This is a genomic window from Flavobacterium notoginsengisoli, assembly GCF_014207905.1.
Lineage (GTDB): Bacteria > Bacteroidota > Bacteroidia > Flavobacteriales > Flavobacteriaceae > Flavobacterium > Flavobacterium notoginsengisoli_A.
Window position 1 is genome coordinate 69,927 of record NZ_JACHLB010000008.1, and the last position, 19,823, is coordinate 89,749.

Consider the following 19,823-nt stretch of genomic DNA (forward strand, 5'->3'; position numbering starts at 1 on the left):
CTTAAAGAAATTGGAATTTAATTTAAAAGTCATGGGTAAAATAGGCGGATTTAAAGAATATAACAGAGCCGACGAAAGTAATTTAGCAGTAGCTGAGCGTGTTGCGAACTACAACGAATTTACTATTCCGGTACCAAAAGATAAATTAAAAGAACAAGGATCAAGATGTATGGACTGTGGTATTCCTTTTTGCCACAGTGGCTGTCCGTTAGGAAATTTAATTCCTGACTTCAACGACATGGTACATCAGGAAGAATGGCAGAGCGCGTTAGAGATTTTACAATCTACTAACAACTTCCCTGAATTTACAGGACGCTTATGCCCTGCTCCATGTGAGAAATCATGTGTATTAGGAATCATCAAAGATCCGGTTTCTATCGAAAACATCGAGAAAAGCATCGTAGAAAGAGGTTTCGCAGAAGGATGGATTAAACCACAAGCACCAAAAACAAGAACTGGTAAAACAGTTGCTGTTATTGGTTCAGGACCTGCTGGATTAGCTGCAGCTCAACAATTGAACAGAGCCGGTCACACTGTAACTGTTTTTGAAAGAGACAACGCAATTGGAGGTTTATTACGTTACGGAATTCCAAATTTCAAATTAGAAAAAGGAATCATCGATCGTCGTGTAGCTATTCTAGAAGCAGAAGGAATCACTTTCAAAACAAATGTAAATGTTGGTGTTAACTTCAGCGTTGAAGAATTAAACCAATTTGATTCTATCGTTTTATGCGGAGGAGCAACGGAAAGAAGAAGCCTTCCAACTAAAGGAATTGAAAGCAAAGGCGTTGTTCAAGCAATGGATTTCTTAACACAGCAAACTAAAGTTTTATACGGAGAATCTATTCCAGATCAAGTAAAAGCTACTGGTAAAGATGTAATCGTTATTGGTGGTGGAGATACAGGTTCTGACTGTATTGGAACTTCTAACAGACACGGAGCTAAATCGGTAACTAACTTTGAAATTTTACCAAAACCTCCAGTTGGAAGAAGCGAAACAACTCCATGGCCTTTCTGGCCGTTACAGTTAAAAACATCTTCTTCTCACGAAGAAGGTTGTGACAGAAACTGGCTAATCAATACTAAAGAATTCATTTCTAACGAAAAAGGTGAATTAACAGGATTAAAAACGGTTGAAGTGCAATGGAAAATGACTCCAGGTCAGCGTCCAGAATTAATCGAAAAAGAAGGTTCTGAGAAAATCTGGCCTTGCGATTTAGCTTTATTGGCTCTTGGATTTACAGGTCCTGAGAAAACATTAAGCGAGCAATTAGGAATCGAAACTGATATAAGAAGCAATTACAAAGCACACAATTATCAGACAAACGTTCCTCACATCTTCACAGCTGGAGATATGCGTCGTGGACAATCATTAATCGTGTGGGCTATTTCAGAAGGTCGCGAAGCAGCAAGAGAAGTAGATTTATTCCTTATGGGATCTACAAACTTGCCTACTAAAGGAAAAGGAGATTTACCGAGTCTATAATTTTTTAAGATTCTAAGTCGCTAAGGTTCTAAGATGCTAAGTTTTTTTTCTCAGCCTTAACCTTAATTTCTATACAACATAACTACTAACAAACCCTTGAATTTATATTCAGGGGTTTTGTTTTTTTAGCCACAGAATATTTTTTTTCGCCACGAATTCACGAATTTCTCTAATTTCTATTTTTTAATTTCTTTTAATTCGTGAAATTCATAGCAAAACAATTTCAACAGCATTTTAGAATTAGTCAAATTCGTGAATTCGTGGCGGAAAAATTTTCTCACTTTAAAGCATCACAAAAGGCATTTTAATAAACATAGTTCCCGCTTTCGGCTATATCTCTCCTCCCGATAGCCATCGGGATGCGAGGATACCGCCTCAATCGGGGCTAAATACAAACATTAGGCTTCTTTTAAAAATTGATAAAATCCTTTAAATCTGTGCAATCTGTGGCAAAAAAACTTAGTATCTTAGCATCTCAGAACCTCAGCACCTTATAAAAAGGTTACAAAATTCCAAAAACAGCAACTTTTTGTTTAAAAACAAACAATTTGTTACAATTTGTTATTTTTCTACAAATTATTTGCTGGTAATCAAAAGTGTAATAACTTTGCCCAAAATGATTTATAAAATGCAAGCAAAAGATTTACTGCAGTTAGCAGACCAATTTGGAAGTCCATTGTATGTTTACGATGCTGAAAAAATCCAATCACAGTACAACCGATTAACTAAAGCTTTCTCAAAGGTTGAGAACTTAAGAGTTAATTATGCCATGAAGGCATTGTCAAACATTGCGATTCTACAGTTATTAAAGAACATGGGGTCTGGCTTAGACACTGTATCAATTCAGGAAGTTTTGTTAGGACTTCATGCTGGCTATGAACCCGAAAGAATTTTCTTTACACCAAACGGCGTTTCTCTAGAAGAGATCGAAGAAGTTGCCGCAATGGGTGTACAAATCAATATCGACAATTTATCTATTTTAGAGCAATTCGGAACAAGACATCCTAATATTCCGGTATGTATCCGTATCAACCCACACGTAATGGCGGGCGGAAATGCTAACATTTCTGTTGGACACATCGATAGTAAATTTGGAATTTCTGTTCACCAGATTCCTCATATCTTACGTATTGTTGAAAACACAAAAATGAGCATTGTCGGAATTCACATGCACACAGGATCAGATATTTTAGATATCGAAGTTTTCTTGTATGCTGCTGAAATCTTGTTCGATACCGCTAAACATTTCAAAGATTTACAATTCTTAGATTTCGGAAGCGGATTCAAAGTACCTTACAAAAAAGACGATATCGAAACAGATATCGAAGAATTAGGTAAAAAATTATCTAAAAGATTCAATGCTTTCTGTGCTGAATATGGCAGAGATTTGACACTTATTTTCGAACCAGGAAAATTCCTTGTATCAGAAGCAGGTCATTTCTTAGTAAAAGTAAACGTAGTAAAACAAACAACATCAACAGTTTTCGCTGGAATCGACAGTGGTTTCAACCACCTAATCCGTCCAATGTTTTACGGATCTTCACACCATATTGAAAACATTTCAAACCCAAAAGGAAAAGAGCGTTTTTACTCTGTTGTAGGATACATTTGCGAAACAGATACTTTCGCCAACAACCGTAGAATTGCAGAAATCACAGAAGGTGACATTTTAGAGTTTAGAAATGCCGGAGCATACTGTTTCTCAATGTCTTCGAACTACAATTCAAGATACAAACCAGCTGAAGTGCTGTGGAAAGACGGAAAAGGAATCTTAATTCGTCAAGCCGAAACATTCGAAGATTTACTTAAAAATCAAATTCCGTTGCCAGAAGAAGTTGCTGCTGCGGTTTAACAATAGAAAAAAAAGGAATATCACCCTAATCCCGTTTCTTAATTGAGGCGGGATTTTTTTTATTGTAGATTTTTAAGTTTAGATTTTAGATTTTTATACAACAGTCTCGCTGAGCAAAGTCGAAGTCCGCGAAAAGTAATCATACTCTCAAAAAATTAAATAAATTTAATATCTTTCCTACTTATTAATAGATCTCTAAAATGAACTTTAAAGTAATTAATATACGTAAAATAGAGCCTGTAACAGGAAATTTCAAATTACATGAAGATTATATTCTTTCTTATGATCATTTTGATGGCTGGAGCAATCGATTATTACGTTTAGGTTTTTATATTGATATTATTTTTGATTGTAAAGTTGAGATAGATTTTCATCAGGAAAATCAGGATAAATTTGAAAAACAATTAGAGTGTGAACTACCCTCTGAAATTAAAAATATGATTTCAGAAATAATGAATCTTGATCATCTGACATTAAAACATTATTATGCCGATATGACTATGGAAGACATGAGCCATCAACATATCGTCATTAATCATAACAATATATCTCATAATATCGGAGTAGGTATTTTATTGAAAAAACCACAGCCAGAAAATCCATCCGAAAAATTGTTTTTTGATTTAATTGAACTTTTTGAAAAATGGAGAGAAGAAATTTATCAGGAGTGTTTAAAGGAATTAACAACATCAAATCAGATTTCTGACGAGAAACACGACCTTCGCCCTAAAAGAAGATAAAGTTTTATAAAAACACATTTTCCATAATTATGCTAAAAAAAATTACACTCTTACTATTATCTTTTACAGGAATATGTTTTGGACAAGAGTTCCCTGAAAAAGATAAAAAATACGATGTTGATATATTTGAGTTTCTAATGAAGTCTATAGAAAAAGATTCAGTCTCATTCGAAACGTTTTTAATAAACAGTAAGCCATTTTCAAAATGGGATATAAGACCATTAAAAAGACAAAAAGTTTGGGCTCTTGATACTGTTCATAATGCTAGCGAAGTACCTAATTTCATCTTCGGGGCATTCTCTCACAAGTATGATGTATTACAAAAAACGGCAATGGATATGCCAAATCAATTTTTAGAAAAAGGTAAAAGCAGGAAAAACCCTTTAGAAATTTATCTAAATGAAAACCTGAAAAAATTTGAGAATCTTACCAAGCTCATTTTGGAAAATAAAAATGATATTTTTACATCTTATCAGGGAATTCAAAGAGTGGATAATGTATATAAAGAAAATGATTTTTATTGGAAATATACAATTCCTACAGATTCTCCTTTTCCAATATCAAATAAGATTGAAAGTAATTTAAAAAACAGCTTTTCGAAACAGCAAATCAAAATTCTTGATTTACTTCAGGAATTAAATATTTATTCGGCTGTTAAAACAAAAAAAGGAATTTTCTATTTAGTTGATGGACTTACGGATAATTCGTATGGCTTCTATTTCAATTTAAAAGGAGAAATGGAAACAGATAATTTTCTTTTCGAAATCCTAAAATTTGAAAAGATTAATACAAATTATTTTTACTATATCGCCAATTGATTTTATAGCATTTACATTGCCCCCGCTAGCGCGAGCGTCCCGCTCGTGAACACAAGCCAGAGAATCAATATTAAAAACCTTTAAATGCACGAGCGAGACGCTCGCGCCAGCTTTGGGTAAATAGGAACAATAGATGCAGGCAAATATGTAAAAATTAGTTACATTAAAACAAATTACTCTAATCAAATTTTAAAATTAGAAGTAAGAAAATAAAACCTTATTTTTAACGTACAATAGATGAGAAATCTTAAATTAAAATAAAATCACTTTTATTATAAAATTTTGAAATCATAACTATTGCCTGTCTAACTAAAAGCTATTTTTAATTTTATATCCATCGTACATGAAATTGATTAAACCAATACTAGCGTTTATTTTCTTTTTAAGTTTTTCAATTCAACTCTCCGCAGAAACATGGAATGAACCTTGGCAAAAAGAAATAATAAAAAAAGCCGAATACTTTGTATTGGGAAAAGTAATCAAAAACGGTGAGAATGGTGTCGAAATAGAAATCTTAAAATCATTTGGAAATTCAAAAATAGAATCAAAAAATATATTGATATCTGGTTTTTCAATGCTTCGTATGACAAGTTCATCTGGACATGGAATTCATTTAGATTTTGATCCTAATCAAACATTTTATCTCTTTTTAGTCAAGAATAAAGATGGTAATTATGACATTCCTACTCCAACCTCTGGTTTTGCGCTTCTCGACGAAAAAAACACTGTTACAGCAACTTACAGACACAGTTATCATCAGGCATTGATTCCTCAAGATGCTTATGAAAAAACTTATTCTGCAATATGGGATTATTACAAAACAGGAAAATACGATCAAAAAATAGTTTTAGATTTTATCAATGAAAACATAGATAAAGCTCCGGCAGGATTTGAAGAAAACGAAATATCAACTTTCTTTTTACAGCACGCTGCATTAGAAACGGCTTATTTATTAGACATTTCAATCGATTTTAAAAGAATTCAAAAATTTTTTGTTTCAGATAATTTTCACTCCAGAGTTTCAACTTTACAGCTTTTGGCCAATTCAAAAGATGCTTTTACAAAAGCCTTTTTATTAGAATTTATTAAAAATGCAGAAATGCCAAATTTTGAAAAAGTAATTGCTATTAAAAGTCTATGGAATATTGGGGATATTGATTATCAAAAGAAATTAATTGCTCTAGAAAATTCCGTATCAGATGAAGAAACAGGTTTTGGAGGCAATATTATGGATCCAAGAATAGGAACTTATTTTCCAACTCCAAAAGGTGCTATTCAAGATTTAAAAAATAAGAAATAACAATCTAATCTTTTAATGTTTGTTTGAATCTAAAAGCTCAAAACCTAAATACATGAACATTAAAAATTTAATTCCTAAAGATAAATTTGATTTTGAAACAGTTGAAAAGCTAAAAGGCTATTCTTTTGATGATATAGAACCAATAATTCCAGATTTGTTAGAATGGTTACAAGATATGAATTGGCCAATTAGCAAACCAATTGCAGAAATTTTGATTCCGTTCGCAGAAAAGATTTCACCTCAAATCTTGAAAATTTTACAAAGTGAAGATCAAGTCTGGAAATATTGGATTCTTCTCATTTTTGGAAAAATCATTAATGACAAATCGGTTTTAAAAGAAATCGAACGAATTGCAAAAAATCCTACTAAAGGAGAAGTTGAAGACGAGGTCTTTGAAATTGCTAAAGAAATAATTAATAAAGATTCCCTTTGATTTCTGTATAAAATAAAACCCTATTTTTAACATCCCAATTAAATCCCAAAATCATGAAACCTACAATTCCCCTATTCATTCTCTTCTTCCTACTAACAACAAATCTATTCAGCCAAACGCTAACAGATTTAAAACTAAAACCAAAAGAAATTCCGAAAGGCTATATTGCAAGCGATGGCAATATTTGCATTTCGCCACAAGCTTGTACATTTTATAACGATATTCAAACCTACAGTAACATTGTGGGAACAGTAAAAAGTAAAGCCATTCAAAGTTTTAAAAGCAAAGGAGATAAAGGCTCAATAATGTATTTCGAATTTGATCATGTTTTTAAAGGCGATCGTTTTCTGCAAGGTTTATTATGGGGAAAAGACGGTCAGCCAACCGATGAGCATCCAGAAGAATATGTTGCGAAAGGCAAATTCTTAGTTATTTGGAGTTTAAAGGCAGAAAGTCCTTTAAAGGAAAAGTCGGAGACTAAAGTCGAAACGCTTTTACAATAAAACCTAATCACAGCTTCATTTTAATTGCTTAATTTTGCTCGATAAAATAATACAAAATGAAACCACAAATACGAATCCTACTTTACTCCATCTTATTCTTTTTATATCTAACAGCAACTTCTGTTTTGCTTTCTATCGGAGAAAAATTACAAACCGATCCGTACATTACTTTAGGTTGTGGTTTTGCAGTTTTTAATCTTATTTATGCGTTTTTGGCTTTAAAATGGAAACCGCTTTTAAATATCATTTTCGCTGTTGGAATTGCTGCTTTGTCTTTATTTTTAGCGTTGCAATTTACCAATTTACACCTTTTGGTTAATTACGATCCTTATCAAGTTAAAACTGCGATATTTGCTAATGCTCTTATAGCAATTATTTTTTGGGAGATTGTATATCAAATAAAAAGCAGAATAAAATAAGTAAAATATCAATTGCGTCCAGCTTTAGCTGGATGTCAATAAAAGTCTTTCTAAAAAGGTTTTAGCCAAAAACTTTATACGTTTGGCTAAAGCCTTTTTCCTTTTTCCCACAGACCTCCAGCTAAAGCTGGAGGCAATTTATCTCACTTCCTAAACTAGTTTTACATTTAGTTAGTGATTATAAATACTTAAAAAATAATTCATTAGTTTTACTCTTAAGTATTTAAAAATCAAACCCATGAAACGACAACCATCAATAGACATTGTTCGCGGAATTGTAATGATTATTATGGCTCTTGATCATGTGCGGGATTTGATGCATGTCGATTCGATTACACAAAGTCCAACCGATTTATCGACTACTTCGCCTTTGTTGTTTTTTACACGTTTTATCACTCATTTATGTGCGCCTACTTTTGTTTTTCTGGCAGGAACTTCGGTTTATCTTTCACTTCAAAACAAAAACAATGTAGCCGAAATGAGAGCGTTTTTATTCAAAAGAGGACTTTGGCTAATTCTACTTGAATTTACAATTATCAACTTTGGTTTATTTTTCGATATTGGTTTTCATTCTATTTTGTTTGAAGTTATTGCTGCAATAGGTTTTGGTTTTATCATTTTAAGTTTATTGCTCAAAATCCGTTCTCAAACTTTGGGAATCATTGGGATTTTCATAATCGTTTTTCATAACCTAACTCCACTTATTCCTTTTGCAGAAAATTCGGTTATAAAAACTGTTTTAGCACCGCTTTTTAGTCCGGTTGTATTTCCATTTTCTGGAAGAGCTTTTATTATGGGTTATCCGCCAATTCCGTGGTTTGGAATCATGTTGGTCGGTTTTGCAACAGGAAAATTCTTTGAATTGTCAGATGAGAAAAGAAAAAAACTTTTCACCAAAATTGGTTTAAGTGCTTTAGTATTATTCGTCATACTTCGATTTGTAAATATTTATGGAGATCCCGCTTTATGGACAACACAAAAAGATGTCGTTTTTACCTTTTTGTCTTTTATGAATGTGACTAAATATCCACCTTCGCTCCTATTTTGTCTGGTTACTTTAGGCATTATGTTTTTGTTGCTTGCTTTTGCAGAACGATTCTCAAACGGGATTCAAAAAGTAGCTTTGGTTTACGGAAAAGTGCCTTTGTTTTATTTTGTAGTTCATTTTTATGTGATTCATATTCTAACGCTAATTATGCTTTTTGCCCAAGGTTTCAACTTTTCTCAATTTGAATTTGCAACAGGAACTTTTGGAAGACCTAAAGGTTTTGAAAGCGGTTTTCCTCTTTGGACAATTTATCTCATTTGGATTTTTGTTGTAACTCTTCTCTACAAACCTTGTTTATGGTTTGGAAAATATAAAGCAGAGAATAAAAATTGGTGGCTGAAATACATTTAAATTTTGTCAAATGTTAAAATACAAATCTTTCAAATACTGTACGTATTTTTTTATATTCGCTTTCTAAATTCTCGAAGCCAAAATAATGAAATAATGAAAATCAAAATTTTATTTCTTGTATCCTTAATTACTATATCTTGTAAAAACGAAACGAAAACTGAAACTCCTTCAAATACCCAAAAAGACATTTTAGAAACAGCATTAAAACCTAAAGTTAATGCTGAAATAAACATTGAAGAAGCTGATACTCTTGCACTTTCTAAAAAACATAAAATCAACCAAATTCAATGTGATTTGGATGGAGATGGAAAAGACGAACTTGTAGAAATTATTAGAAGCACAAAAAATAACAAAAGCGGTTTAAAAATAACTTTTGGAAATAATAAAAGAACTGATTACTTCGGATTTGGAAATAATGTTCTAAATCAAGGTTTTGATGAAATTGATTGGGCCGCAATATTTGAAAAAGCACCAAAAGGACAAATTATCTGGAACAATGTAAATGATGACGGCGAAATTATGGGCGATGACGAAATAAAAGAAGAAAACAAAATAAAACTCCCAAATGACGGCATTTTTATTCATGCTGAAGAAAGTTGTGGCGGTGGCATTATTTATCTGAATAATGGAAAATACGAGTGGATCCAGCAGGAATAAAACGCCAATACTATTAAAAAAACAATCTATCTTTAATCAAATTCTCTACAAATAAAATCTCCAAATCAAAATGAAGAAAACCATAATTTTTCTATTATTTATTCTTACAACGCCTATTATGGCGCAAAAAGTAAAGTTTCCTGAATATCCGATTTACGATGACGTACTAAGACGATTGACTAATGATTATATAATGCTTATTGAAGAACAAACTGAAAATTTAAAAAGCAAAGATAATATCAACACAATGCTTCAAAATACACTGCATTATTATTCTAACAAATTCAACAAGACAAATTCGTCTCATATGAAAATGTATTTTTCTAAAGGAAAAGTTCATAAATATGTAAGGTATGCGGGTATTACAGAAGATTCTTTATACTCAGAAAGTACATTTAAAAATGATACTCTTGTAAGTTACATAGAATTTGAAAATAATCAGGATGTTGGATATGGTTTTCAACATCAAATTGAAAAAGGCAAACTTTTAAAAATTACAACTAATTACTCAGAGAAAAATAGAAAAAATAATAATTACACAAAATATAACAGCGGCATGCAAGTCACAAACTTTGTTTTTAAAGATAATAGACTTCTTAAGATAGAAAATCTGGAACAAGCTGCAGGTAAACCACGAGTAAATGTTGATTATTTATATAAAGGCAAAAATATATTAGAAGTAAAATATAGTAAAGGCATAAATAGCATTGAGGTCTATTCTATTCAAAAAATTAATAATGAAGAAAAAAACATTTTTAGTTACAGTTATGCCCGAGCAGAAAATCTACTTGTAGAAAATTTAGATTATAGTTTTCTCTTAAATTATGTAGAAAAAAATGCCACCGAAAAGAGCACAAAAGAATATGATACCGAAGGGAATCTTGTTTACAGAAGAGAAACAGACGATTATATTGAAAGAAAATTTTACAAAAATGATAAAATAGCAACAATTAAAGTCTTCGATAAAGATATCCCAAAAAGATCTATTATCTTTAAATATAATACTCGAAATCAAATTGAGGATGAAGCTGAAATTGATAATAATGGAGTGACAGATAAAAGAATACAAAGCGTATACAATAATTTTGGTGATCTTATATCGCAAAAAACTCAAATGTTTACTGATGGCAAACCTTTTCATACGTCAATTTATACTTACGAATATAAATATGACAAGCACAATAATTGGATTGAAAGAAAGACATCATTAAATGGAGAACCGAGCGATTTAAAAATAAGAACTATTGAGTATAATAAGTAAAGCCATAATATTTAAATTACTTTGAATATGAAAAATACAACTGAAATTGCCAGTCGTTTTAGAGAAGTAATCTTAAACGGAACTTGGATTGCTAATACCAATTACAAAGATCAGCTCGAAAATCTGGATTGGAAAATAGCCGTTACTTCTATTCAAAATTTAAATACGATTGCACTTCTGGCACAACATATTCATTATTATATTGATGGAATAAATAATGTCTTCAAAGGTGGAACGCTGGATATAAAAGATAAATTCAGTTTTGATTTTCCTCCAATAAATTCTCAGCAAGAGTGGGAAAATTTTCTATTTAAATTCTGGAATGATGCTGAAGAATTTGCTTTTCTAGTTGAACAAATAACAGATGAAAAACTAGACGAAAATTTTGTAGACATTAAATATGGTTCGTACAGAAGAAATATTGAAGCGATGATTGAACACAGTTATTACCATTTAGGTCAAATTGGGCTGATAAAGAAACTGCTTCTGAAATAAGTTTACACTCATTTTTATAAATATTATAAATCGGCTGCGCAGACAAAAAAACTGAATATTTTGATGTTGGAGACAATATTCCTTACAGTAAAAAATAATTAAAAACATTGATATACAAACTCTTAACATTAAAAAATAGTTTGGTTTTGAGTAAATTAGTAAATTTATAAATCAACTCTAATCTATTCAAAATGAAAAAACTAATCTTAGCTTTTATCTTTTTATTGGGTTTATCTGTAAATGCTCAGACTTCTAAAGAACTTATTGGAAAATGGCAATTGGTAAAATGGACTAAAAACGGAAAGGTAAAAAGCATTCAGGATCGCTTTAAGACCGATCAGGTTTTTCAGGTTTTTAGCGAAAATGGCGAATTTAATAGTTTAATTGGCGATGAGTCGCATAAAGCAAAATGGAAACTATCTAGCGATAATAATCAACTAACGATTATTTCTGTTTTAATGCCAATTAGATTCAATATTGATTATTTTGACAGCCAGAAACGGATTATTACCAATACCGAAGTTGGTACGTTTGAATACAAAAAAGTAGCAGATTAATCTACAGGATTTAAACACCACGTTTACATTACGTCTAATAAAACCAAAAAGTTCTAATCTAGCCCCGATAGAGCCGATATCCTCGTAATGAAATGGAGAGATAAAGGCGAAAGCGGGACTAAACGTTCTTTTGAAACCGAAAATTTCTGCTTCTAAAAATATTAAAAAAGGCATAGTTGTTGAAAGTTAAAAGAAATATATTTACACCTTCAAAAGAAACACTATGCAAAAAACTACTTTACTGATTTCTATACTTTTTTTGGTTCTTTCTTCATGTGGAGTAAAGACGACGCAGGCGCTCATAAGTGATGGAAATTATGATGGCGCGATTGATCGTGCCGTTGAAGCTTTAAGAACCAATAAAGACGCTAAAGGAAAACAAGATTATGTCTATTTGCTCGAAGAGGCTTTTGCAAAAGCGAAAGATAGAGATTTGCGTAATCTGGAAATGTTGAACAAAGAAAGCAATCCTGCCAATGCAGAACGTATTTACAATACTTATTTACAGCTAAATAACCGTCAGGAGAAAATTGGTCCGCTTTTGCCATTGAAATTATTGAAGCAAGGCAAAAATGCTAATTTCCAATTTGATAGTTATTCGAATGAAATTGTAAGCAGTAAAAATGCGCTTTCGAAATATTTATATGAAAATGCTTCTGGCCTTTTAAAATCAAACAATAAAATGGATTTTAGAAAGGCTTACGATGATTTTGCTTATCTGGAAAGCATTAATCCTGGATATAAAAATGCCAAAAAATTAATGGATGACGCACTTTTTAAAGGAACCGATTTTGTTGATGTTTATGCTAAAAACGAAACAGATATGGTGATTCCGAAAATGCTTCAAAATGATTTGTTGGATTTTAAAACTTATGGTTTAAATGACAAATGGACGGTTTATCACAGTACAAGACAAAAAAATGTAACGTACGATTATAGTTTGATTCTTAACTTTAGACAAATCGCGATTTCGCCAGAACAGATTAAAGAGAAAGAATTTATCAAGGAAAGACAAATTAAAGATGGCGTAAAAACGCTTTTGGACAGTCGCGGAAGACCTGTAAAAGATAGTTTAGGAAAAGAAATCAAAGTTGATAATTATAAAATTATCCGCGCGACGGTTTATGAATTTAGACAATTTAAATCTTGTCTGGTAACGGCTAAAGTTGATTATGTGGATTTGAAATCGAATCAATTGGTTCAGACGTTTCCGCTAAGCAGCGAATATATTTTTGAGAATGTTTACTCAAAATATAAAGGCGACCGAAATGCTTGCGATGATAATTATATACAATATTTCGAAAAACGCGCTGTGCCTTTTCCGAACAACGAACAAATGGTTTATGACACGGGCGAAGATTTAAAAGCAAAACTGAAAGACATAATCGTAAGAAACAAAATCAGACGATAATTATGTAACGTATAATTCTAGAAAAAGGCGCAATTTTAATGCACCTTTTTTTATTTACGGTCTTTTCTATAAAAAAAATTGCTTCTTTTTTATTGCGCAACCGAAAAGTTGCATATATTTGCAACTGATTAGTTGCTTAATTTTATTTAAAAGATGAAACGAGATATTTTTCAGGCAATTGCCGATCCTACACGAAGAGCGATTTTAGTTTTGATTTCTTCGACCGCATTGACACCAAATGCGATTGCAGAACAATTTCAAACTACAAGACAAGCCGTTTCTAAACACATTAAAATATTGAATGAATGTGATTTATTGGAAGAAAAAAAAATGGGCAGAGAAATATATTATCAGCTCAAAATTGAAAAAATGAAAGAAGTTGATCAATGGCTGGAACAATTTAAAGCAATTTGGGAACAGCGTTTTAGTCAGCTGGATCAAGTGTTATTAAACTTAAAATCTAAAGAAAATGAAAACTGATTTGCTAATGAATTTTTCTGTAGACAAGGAAAATAAAGCTGTAAATGTAAAACGTGAATTTGCCGCACCTTTGTCAGACGTTTGGTCTGCTTGGACTGAACCTGAAATTTTGGATTTGTGGTGGGCGCCTGCTCCTTTTAAATCTAAAACCAAAAGTATGGAATTTAAAGAGGGCGGAAAAAGATTATACGCCATGGTTGGTCCTGACGGTACAGAACGCTGGAGTTATTTTGATTATAGTTCGATTTCTCCGAAAACAAATTTTAAACATTCTGCTACTTTTTGTGATGCTGACGGAAATCCGAATTCTGAATTTGGAAGTTCTTACTGGGATATTACTTTTTCTGAAAAAGGCAATTTAACTGTTGTTGATATTCATATTACACGCGACAGTTTTGAAGAATTACAAAAAATAATCGAAATGGGATTCAGAGAAGGCTTTACGTCTGCAATGGACAGCTTGGAGAAAATCTTCGAGGCTCGAAAATAACGGCATTTCAATTAAATTAACTATTAACGAATTAAAATCTAAAGAAAATGAAATCAAATCTTTTAATGAATTTTACTGTAGATAAAGAAAATAGTACTGTAAATGTAAAACGCGAATTTAATGCATCACTAGCAAACGTGTGGTCTGCTTGGACAGAAGCCGAAATTCTAGATCAATGGTGGGCGCCTGCTCCGTGGAAATCAAGAACAAAAAGCATGGATTTTAAAGAAGGCGGACGCAGATTGTACGCAATGGTTGGGCCAGAAGGCGAAGAACATTGGGCTCTTGCAGATTTTAAATCGATAAATCCGAAGAGTAATTTTAAATATTTGGATGCATTTTGCGATAGCGAGGGAAATCTAAATACCGAATTTCCGCGTTCTGACTGGGATGTTACTTTTTCGGAAAATGGCAACTCTACTTTTGTAGACATTGCAATTAAACATGAAAAACTTTCAGATTTGGAAATGATTATTCAAATGGGCTTTAAAGAAGGTTTCACAATTGCGATGGAAGGCTTAGATGCCATTTTTGCTGGAAAGTCTAAATAAAAAGTTAAATAATTCAAAACACTAAATCCTGCAGAATTTGCAGGATTTTTTTTGTATTTTCGATTTACAAAAATTTACTTTTCTAACCATTAAACGCAAACAAATATGAAATTCTTCTCAGTGTTTTTTTTATTCCTTTCGATTACGGTTTTTTCACAAAACAGATATGAGCTTTCAGACGAAGGCAAAGACAAACTTTATCTTTCAGATCTGATTTCGGATTTGGCTAAAGCTGGAAAAATTACAGATCAACCAATAGTTGTTGTTGATGGCATTCCGCATCGCTATCAGGATTTAGAAAAAGAGAAATTGGTTCTTTCTAAAATGGAAATCAAAAAAATTACTGCTCTTGATAAACAAGCTGGCGTTAAAATTTATGGAAATTACGGAGAAGCAGGCGTCTTGCTTGTTACTACAAATAGAAGCAGTTACCACAAGCCTGTACAAGAGGTTAAAATGGAATAACTAGAATTACATATTAAAAATTAATGAACAAATTTTATGCCCTGGCTTTTTTACTTTTTTCATCTAGCTTAGTATTCAGCCAAAAAAACAAAACTAAAATTACAGAAACTTCTAAACCTTTTGTTTTAGGTCGTATTGACGAAATTGAATCGAAAGAATTAGGAGAAAAGAGAATTTTAAACATTTATCTTCCTGAAGGATACAATGCAAATGATGCTACAAAATATCCTGTTATCTATTTGCTAGACGGTTCTGCCGATGAAGATTTTATTCATGTAACAGGATTGGTTCAGTTTAATAGTTTCGAGTGGATTAATCAAGTTCCAAAATCGATTGTTGTTGGTATTGCAACTGTAGACAGACGCAGAGATTTTACATATCCAACAACTGTAGAAAATGATAAAACTCGTTTTCCGACAACTGGTCATTCGGATCAATTTATAGCTTTTATCGAAAAAGAATTACAGCCTTTTATTGATAAAAAATATAAAACAAACGAATCGAAAATGATTATCGGTCAATCTCTTGGAGGATTATTAGAAACAGAAATCTTACTGAAAAAACCTTCTCTCTTTAATAAATATGTTATTGTAAGTCCGAGTTTATGGTGGGATAACGGTTCTTTGCTCAATTTAGATTCTGAAATATTAAAAGAGAGTTTCAATCAGAAAACTGAAATTTATATCGCAGTGGGCAAAGAAGGTTTAACTCCAACTGAAATTCCGCGTGTGATGGAAGTTGACGCTAATTTATTGGCCGAAAAAATAAAACTTTCAAAAAGCAAAAACATTAAAGTATATTTCGATTATTTTCCCGAAGAAAACCACGGAACAATATTGCATCCTGCGGTAGCAAATTCTTTTAAATTCTTCTACCCACAAGTTAAAGAGTAATATAGTTTTCCAAATCTAGCAACAACACAAAATGACTACCAATTATCAACTGGACGAAAATGATTTTCTGCAATATCAGCTTTATACAGCTTCAAAATCAGAACGAATTAAAAAGAAAAGATTAAAAAGTAAAATTATAATACCGATAATTTATGGTCTTATTGTAGCATTTGATCTTTATAAAGGAAATACGAACAGTGCAATTGTATTTTTAGCAATGGGTATACTATGGTTTTTCCTTTACCCTTTTTGGGACAAAAGACATTACATAAAACATTACAAAGGCTTTATAAAAGAAAATTATCAAAATCGATTTAACAAAGTTGTTGTTATTGAATTTGCTGACGATTTTATTTCATCAAACGACATTAGCGGAAGCGAAATGAAAATAGCTACAAGTGAAATTGAAGAAATAAATGAAATAAGCTCCTCAATTTTTATAAAATTCAATATCGGTAATTCACTTATCTTACCAAAAAATAAAATCCAGAATAACGATGATATCATACTATTTCTCAGGCAACTTGCTAATAGTTTAAATATAAAATACAATATTGAAAACGACTGGAAGTGGAAATAATTTCTTTGCGAAAAATAAATTGTGAAATGTAAAATGAAGATTTTCGTTTTACATTTCACAATTGCTATTTTATCCCAACCACCCTTCTCTATCTAAACTTCTATATTGAATTGCTTCTGCAATATGAGACGAAATAATATTTGGAGCATTATCTAAATCGGCAATAGTTCTAGAAACCTTTAAAATTCTGTCGTATGCTCTAGCAGAAAGATTCAATCGCTCCATTGCATTTTTTAGCAATTCTTTTGAAGGTTCGTCCAAAACGCAATATTCACGAATCAGTTTACTGCTCATTTGCGCGTTGTAATGAACATTTTCTACTGTTTCAAATCTTTTAGTTTGAATTTCTCTCGCTGCTGTAACACGTTTACGGATTTCTACACTGCTTTCTGCCTTTCTTTCATCGGCTAATTTTTCGAACGGAACTGGCGTAACTTCAATATGAATATCAATTCTATCCAATAAAGGTCCAGAAATTTTACTCATATAGCGTTGCATTTCGTGTGGCGAAGTCGTATTAGGCATACTCGGATCATTAAAAAAACCACTCGGACTCGGATTCATACTCGCAACCAACATAAATGAAGATGGATAAGTAATCGTAAATTTTGCTCGCGAGATTGTTACTTCGCGATCTTCCAACGGCTGACGCATTACTTCTAAAACATCTCGTTTAAATTCGGGCAATTCATCCAAAAATAAAACCCCATTGTGTGCCATTGAGATTTCGCCTGGTTGTGGATAACTTCCGCCACCTACTAACGCAACATTATTTATAGTAGTAATGTTGGTGGTTTGATGTTTAAGATTATATTTAAAAGATTATGCCATAATTATTGTGCCATTAGGAATTGATGATACACTTCAGAAAAATACTAACTTGCATATTGGAAAAAGTTTATGGTGAAAAGATAAAGATTCAGAATGGAAGGATTGGGAATAAAAAACTATTTAAACATGAAAAATCAAGGATAGGCAATTGCTTATCCTTTTTGCTTTTAGGTATTTATAATTTAAAATCAGTTCTAATTACTGCTCACATAATTTTTTTAGATTATGGTTTTCCGTAATAAATGAATATAAAAATGATTGTTATTTGTTTCTAAATAAATTTTGATATGTAATTATAAGAATTTAATAATATGAAAATATTAAATCTAGGTAAAAAACATTAAGAACGAAAAATGATAAGCAGAATAGGTTTTACAGGTACAAACCTAAAAAAGTAAATAGCTTGCAAAATACAGTATAAATACGTATTGCGTTTCATTATTAAAATTATTTCCTTGTCAAATCTTACGGATTTTAAACAATTAGTTTTCATTATTTGAAAACAAAGGAATGTAGTATTTTTTATAATTTATTTTAACTAAAATAACTAATAAGTAAATGAAGAAATTGTGTTTTGTAATAATGGGTTATGGAAAAAAAACGGATCCGACATTAGGTAAAACTTTTGATTTAGATATAACTTATAATAATATCATTAAGCCAGCTGTAATAAAAGCGGGCTATGATTGTGTTCGAGGGGATGAAATTTTAGAAGCTGGAATTATCGATAAAAGCATGTACGCTCTTCTTATACACGCAGATTTAGTAATTGCTGATATCACTACTTTCAATCCTAATGCTATCTATGAACTTGGAATTAGACATGCAGCGAAGCCATTTTCAACTATTATAATGAAAGAAAAGGACGGGAATATTCCATTTGATATAAATCATAACAAAATATTTACCTATTCACATATGGGGGAAGATATTGGTTTTAGTGAAACTGAAAGATGCGTTACATCCTTATCCTCTTTAATTTCTTCTATAGGGGGAACCGAGGAAGTAGATAGTCCGCTATTTCATCATATTAGAGGTGTTACTCCTTATTCTTTACCTCAAGAAGAGTATACACAAATCATTAAAGAACTGGCAGATAAAGAAAAAAGTATTTTTGCTTTAGTTGAAAAAGCTAGGATAGAAATGCAAAATGACAATTTTGCATCAGCATCTCAGTACTGGAAAAAAGTGTGTGAAAAAGTTGAAAATGATGCTTATTTTACTCAGCAACTTGCTTTGTGTACTTATAAAGATGAAACTATTGATCCCCATTTAGCTTTGACAGATGCCTTACAGATAATTGGAAAACTAGAACCTGATAACAGAAATACTACAGATCCTGAAACATTAGGAATAACAGGGGCCATATATAAGAGACTTTGGTTGTTGGATAAACAAGAAGCTTATTTAGATAGAGCAATTGAATATTATGAAAGGGGCTTTACTATTAATCAGGATTACTACACAGGTGAGAATTATGCTTTGTGTTTAGGTTTGAAATCACAAATTACCAAAAATCCTGAAGAAAAGATTTATTTAAAATTTTTGGCGAAAAAAGTTCGAAATGAAATAATTCAAATTGTAAAAAAACTTGAAGAAGATGAAGACTACAACATCAGAAGTGATTTGAAATGGATTTTTGCTTCTTTAGCAAATTGTCATCTGGCATTAGACAACAAAGACGAATATGAAAAAAATGAAGCTCTATTTTTAGCTAAAGAACCTCAATCCTGGGAATTTAAAACTTATAATGATTCGAAGGAACTAACTTTAAACTTAATCAACTAACTATGGCAAAAAATTACAATATCTTCATAAGTCATTCTTGGGCTCATTCAAACGATCTTGAAGACCTAAGAGAACTTCTCAATAATAGAGGTTATTTTAACGTCGAATTTACTGAAGCTTCAAAAGATGTTCCCATTAATTCATCGCACGCCCCTTATATAAAATCACGGTTAAAAAATAAAATCCAATCTTCAGATATAGTTCTTGCGTTAGCTGGTATATATGCATCTCACAGCGAGTGGATGCCTTGGGAATTAGATACTGCCAAGAGTTTTGGTATTCAAATAATTGGTATTATACCACGTGGACAAGAAAGGATTTCTCAAGAAGTATTTTCCAGATCAATAGTTGATGTCAGATGGAATACCGAGAGTATAGTAGAAGCAATAAGAAATCACGCTAAATAATTAAATT

Annotated in this window: 22 protein-coding genes and 1 pseudogene; 22 read left to right on the top strand and 1 reads right to left on the bottom strand. The window is 31.7% G+C overall.

The annotated features are described in order from the left end of the window. The first annotated feature begins 31 nt into the window (after nt 1-31). The 20 genes from HNP35_RS20845 (at nt 32) to HNP35_RS20940 (ending at nt 16,790) form a co-directional block, all read left to right on the top strand. Complete coding sequence (locus HNP35_RS20845) at nt 32-1,486, top strand: glutamate synthase subunit beta (RefSeq protein WP_184166779.1); 1,455 nt, start codon at nt 32-34, stop codon at nt 1,484-1,486. A 628-nt stretch (nt 1,487-2,114) separates the two neighbouring features. After that, nucleotides 2,115-3,338, top strand: coding sequence for a diaminopimelate decarboxylase (gene lysA / locus HNP35_RS20850; protein WP_184166782.1), 1,224 nt, complete (start codon nt 2,115-2,117; stop codon nt 3,336-3,338). Nucleotides 3,339-3,538: 200 nt separating this feature from the next. Then, nucleotides 3,539-4,078: a hypothetical protein gene (locus tag HNP35_RS20855; protein WP_184166785.1), complete on the top strand. Its 540-nt coding sequence runs from the start codon at nt 3,539-3,541 to the stop codon at nt 4,076-4,078. Nucleotides 4,079-4,107: 29 nt separating this feature from the next. Beyond that, the gene (locus HNP35_RS20860) at nt 4,108-4,896 is read left to right on the top strand and encodes a hypothetical protein (RefSeq protein ID WP_184166788.1); all 789 of its coding nucleotides are present in this window, start codon (nt 4,108-4,110) and stop codon (nt 4,894-4,896) included. Between the two features lie 343 nt (nt 4,897-5,239). Then, complete coding sequence (locus HNP35_RS20865) at nt 5,240-6,196, top strand: hypothetical protein (RefSeq protein WP_184166791.1); 957 nt, start codon at nt 5,240-5,242, stop codon at nt 6,194-6,196. 52 nt (nt 6,197-6,248) lie between these two features. Continuing rightward, on the top strand, nt 6,249-6,629 hold the full coding sequence (locus HNP35_RS20870) for a DUF5071 domain-containing protein (RefSeq protein WP_184166794.1): 381 nt from the start codon (nt 6,249-6,251) through the stop codon (nt 6,627-6,629). A 53-nt stretch (nt 6,630-6,682) separates the two neighbouring features. Further along, entirely contained in the window at nt 6,683-7,132 is a 450-nt protein-coding gene (locus HNP35_RS20875) for a hypothetical protein (protein ID WP_184166797.1), read from the top strand. Nucleotides 7,133-7,188: 56 nt separating this feature from the next. After that, entirely contained in the window at nt 7,189-7,551 is a 363-nt protein-coding gene (locus HNP35_RS20880) for a hypothetical protein (protein WP_184166800.1), read from the top strand. A 238-nt stretch (nt 7,552-7,789) separates the two neighbouring features. Next, entirely contained in the window at nt 7,790-8,950 is a 1,161-nt protein-coding gene (locus tag HNP35_RS20885; RefSeq protein WP_184166803.1) for a DUF1624 domain-containing protein, read from the top strand. Between the two features lie 93 nt (nt 8,951-9,043). Then, nucleotides 9,044-9,607, top strand: coding sequence for a hypothetical protein (locus tag HNP35_RS20890; RefSeq protein WP_184166805.1), 564 nt, complete (start codon nt 9,044-9,046; stop codon nt 9,605-9,607). A gap of 70 nt (nt 9,608-9,677) precedes the next feature. Next, nucleotides 9,678-10,868 (top strand): hypothetical protein, encoded by a 1,191-nt coding sequence (locus HNP35_RS20895; RefSeq protein WP_184166808.1) that lies wholly within the window; start codon nt 9,678-9,680, stop codon nt 10,866-10,868. Between the two features lie 27 nt (nt 10,869-10,895). Next, on the top strand, nt 10,896-11,363 hold the full coding sequence (locus tag HNP35_RS20900; protein ID WP_184166811.1) for a DUF1572 domain-containing protein: 468 nt from the start codon (nt 10,896-10,898) through the stop codon (nt 11,361-11,363). A 191-nt stretch (nt 11,364-11,554) separates the two neighbouring features. Continuing rightward, entirely contained in the window at nt 11,555-11,920 is a 366-nt protein-coding gene (locus tag HNP35_RS20905; RefSeq protein WP_184166814.1) for a hypothetical protein, read from the top strand. 223 nt (nt 11,921-12,143) lie between these two features. After that, entirely contained in the window at nt 12,144-13,331 is a 1,188-nt protein-coding gene (locus HNP35_RS20910; protein WP_184166817.1) for a hypothetical protein, read from the top strand. Between the two features lie 153 nt (nt 13,332-13,484). Next, nucleotides 13,485-13,811, top strand: a complete 327-nt coding sequence (locus HNP35_RS20915) for an ArsR/SmtB family transcription factor (RefSeq protein ID WP_184166820.1) — start codon at nt 13,485-13,487, stop codon at nt 13,809-13,811. After that, complete coding sequence (locus HNP35_RS20920; protein ID WP_184166823.1) at nt 13,801-14,301, top strand: SRPBCC family protein; 501 nt, start codon at nt 13,801-13,803, stop codon at nt 14,299-14,301. The genes HNP35_RS20915 and HNP35_RS20920 overlap by 11 nt, the downstream gene beginning before the upstream one ends. Before the next feature lie 47 nt (nt 14,302-14,348). Next, nucleotides 14,349-14,852, top strand: coding sequence for an SRPBCC family protein (locus HNP35_RS20925; protein ID WP_184166826.1), 504 nt, complete (start codon nt 14,349-14,351; stop codon nt 14,850-14,852). 105 nt (nt 14,853-14,957) lie between these two features. Beyond that, nucleotides 14,958-15,317: a hypothetical protein gene (locus HNP35_RS20930; RefSeq protein WP_184166829.1), complete on the top strand. Its 360-nt coding sequence runs from the start codon at nt 14,958-14,960 to the stop codon at nt 15,315-15,317. A 23-nt stretch (nt 15,318-15,340) separates the two neighbouring features. Further along, entirely contained in the window at nt 15,341-16,210 is an 870-nt protein-coding gene (locus HNP35_RS20935; RefSeq protein WP_184166833.1) for an alpha/beta hydrolase, read from the top strand. Between the two features lie 31 nt (nt 16,211-16,241). Beyond that, nucleotides 16,242-16,790 carry a hypothetical protein gene (locus HNP35_RS20940; protein WP_184166837.1) on the top strand — a complete coding sequence of 183 codons (549 nt, stop codon included), beginning with the start codon at nt 16,242-16,244 and terminating at the stop codon, nt 16,788-16,790. A gap of 69 nt (nt 16,791-16,859) precedes the next feature. On the opposite strand, the pseudogene HNP35_RS20945 reads toward HNP35_RS20940, so the two are convergent. Further along, nucleotides 16,860-17,570, bottom strand: a pseudogene (locus tag HNP35_RS20945) (YifB family Mg chelatase-like AAA ATPase); the annotation flags it as partial. A gap of 609 nt (nt 17,571-18,179) precedes the next feature. On the opposite strand from HNP35_RS20945, the gene HNP35_RS20950 reads away from it, so the two are divergent. After that, nucleotides 18,180-19,409: a tetratricopeptide repeat-containing protein gene (locus HNP35_RS20950; protein ID WP_184166840.1), complete on the top strand. Its 1,230-nt coding sequence runs from the start codon at nt 18,180-18,182 to the stop codon at nt 19,407-19,409. 2 nt (nt 19,410-19,411) lie between these two features. Beyond that, nucleotides 19,412-19,816, top strand: coding sequence for a TIR domain-containing protein (locus HNP35_RS20955; RefSeq protein WP_184166842.1), 405 nt, complete (start codon nt 19,412-19,414; stop codon nt 19,814-19,816). The last annotated feature ends 7 nt before the right edge of the window (nt 19,817-19,823 follow it).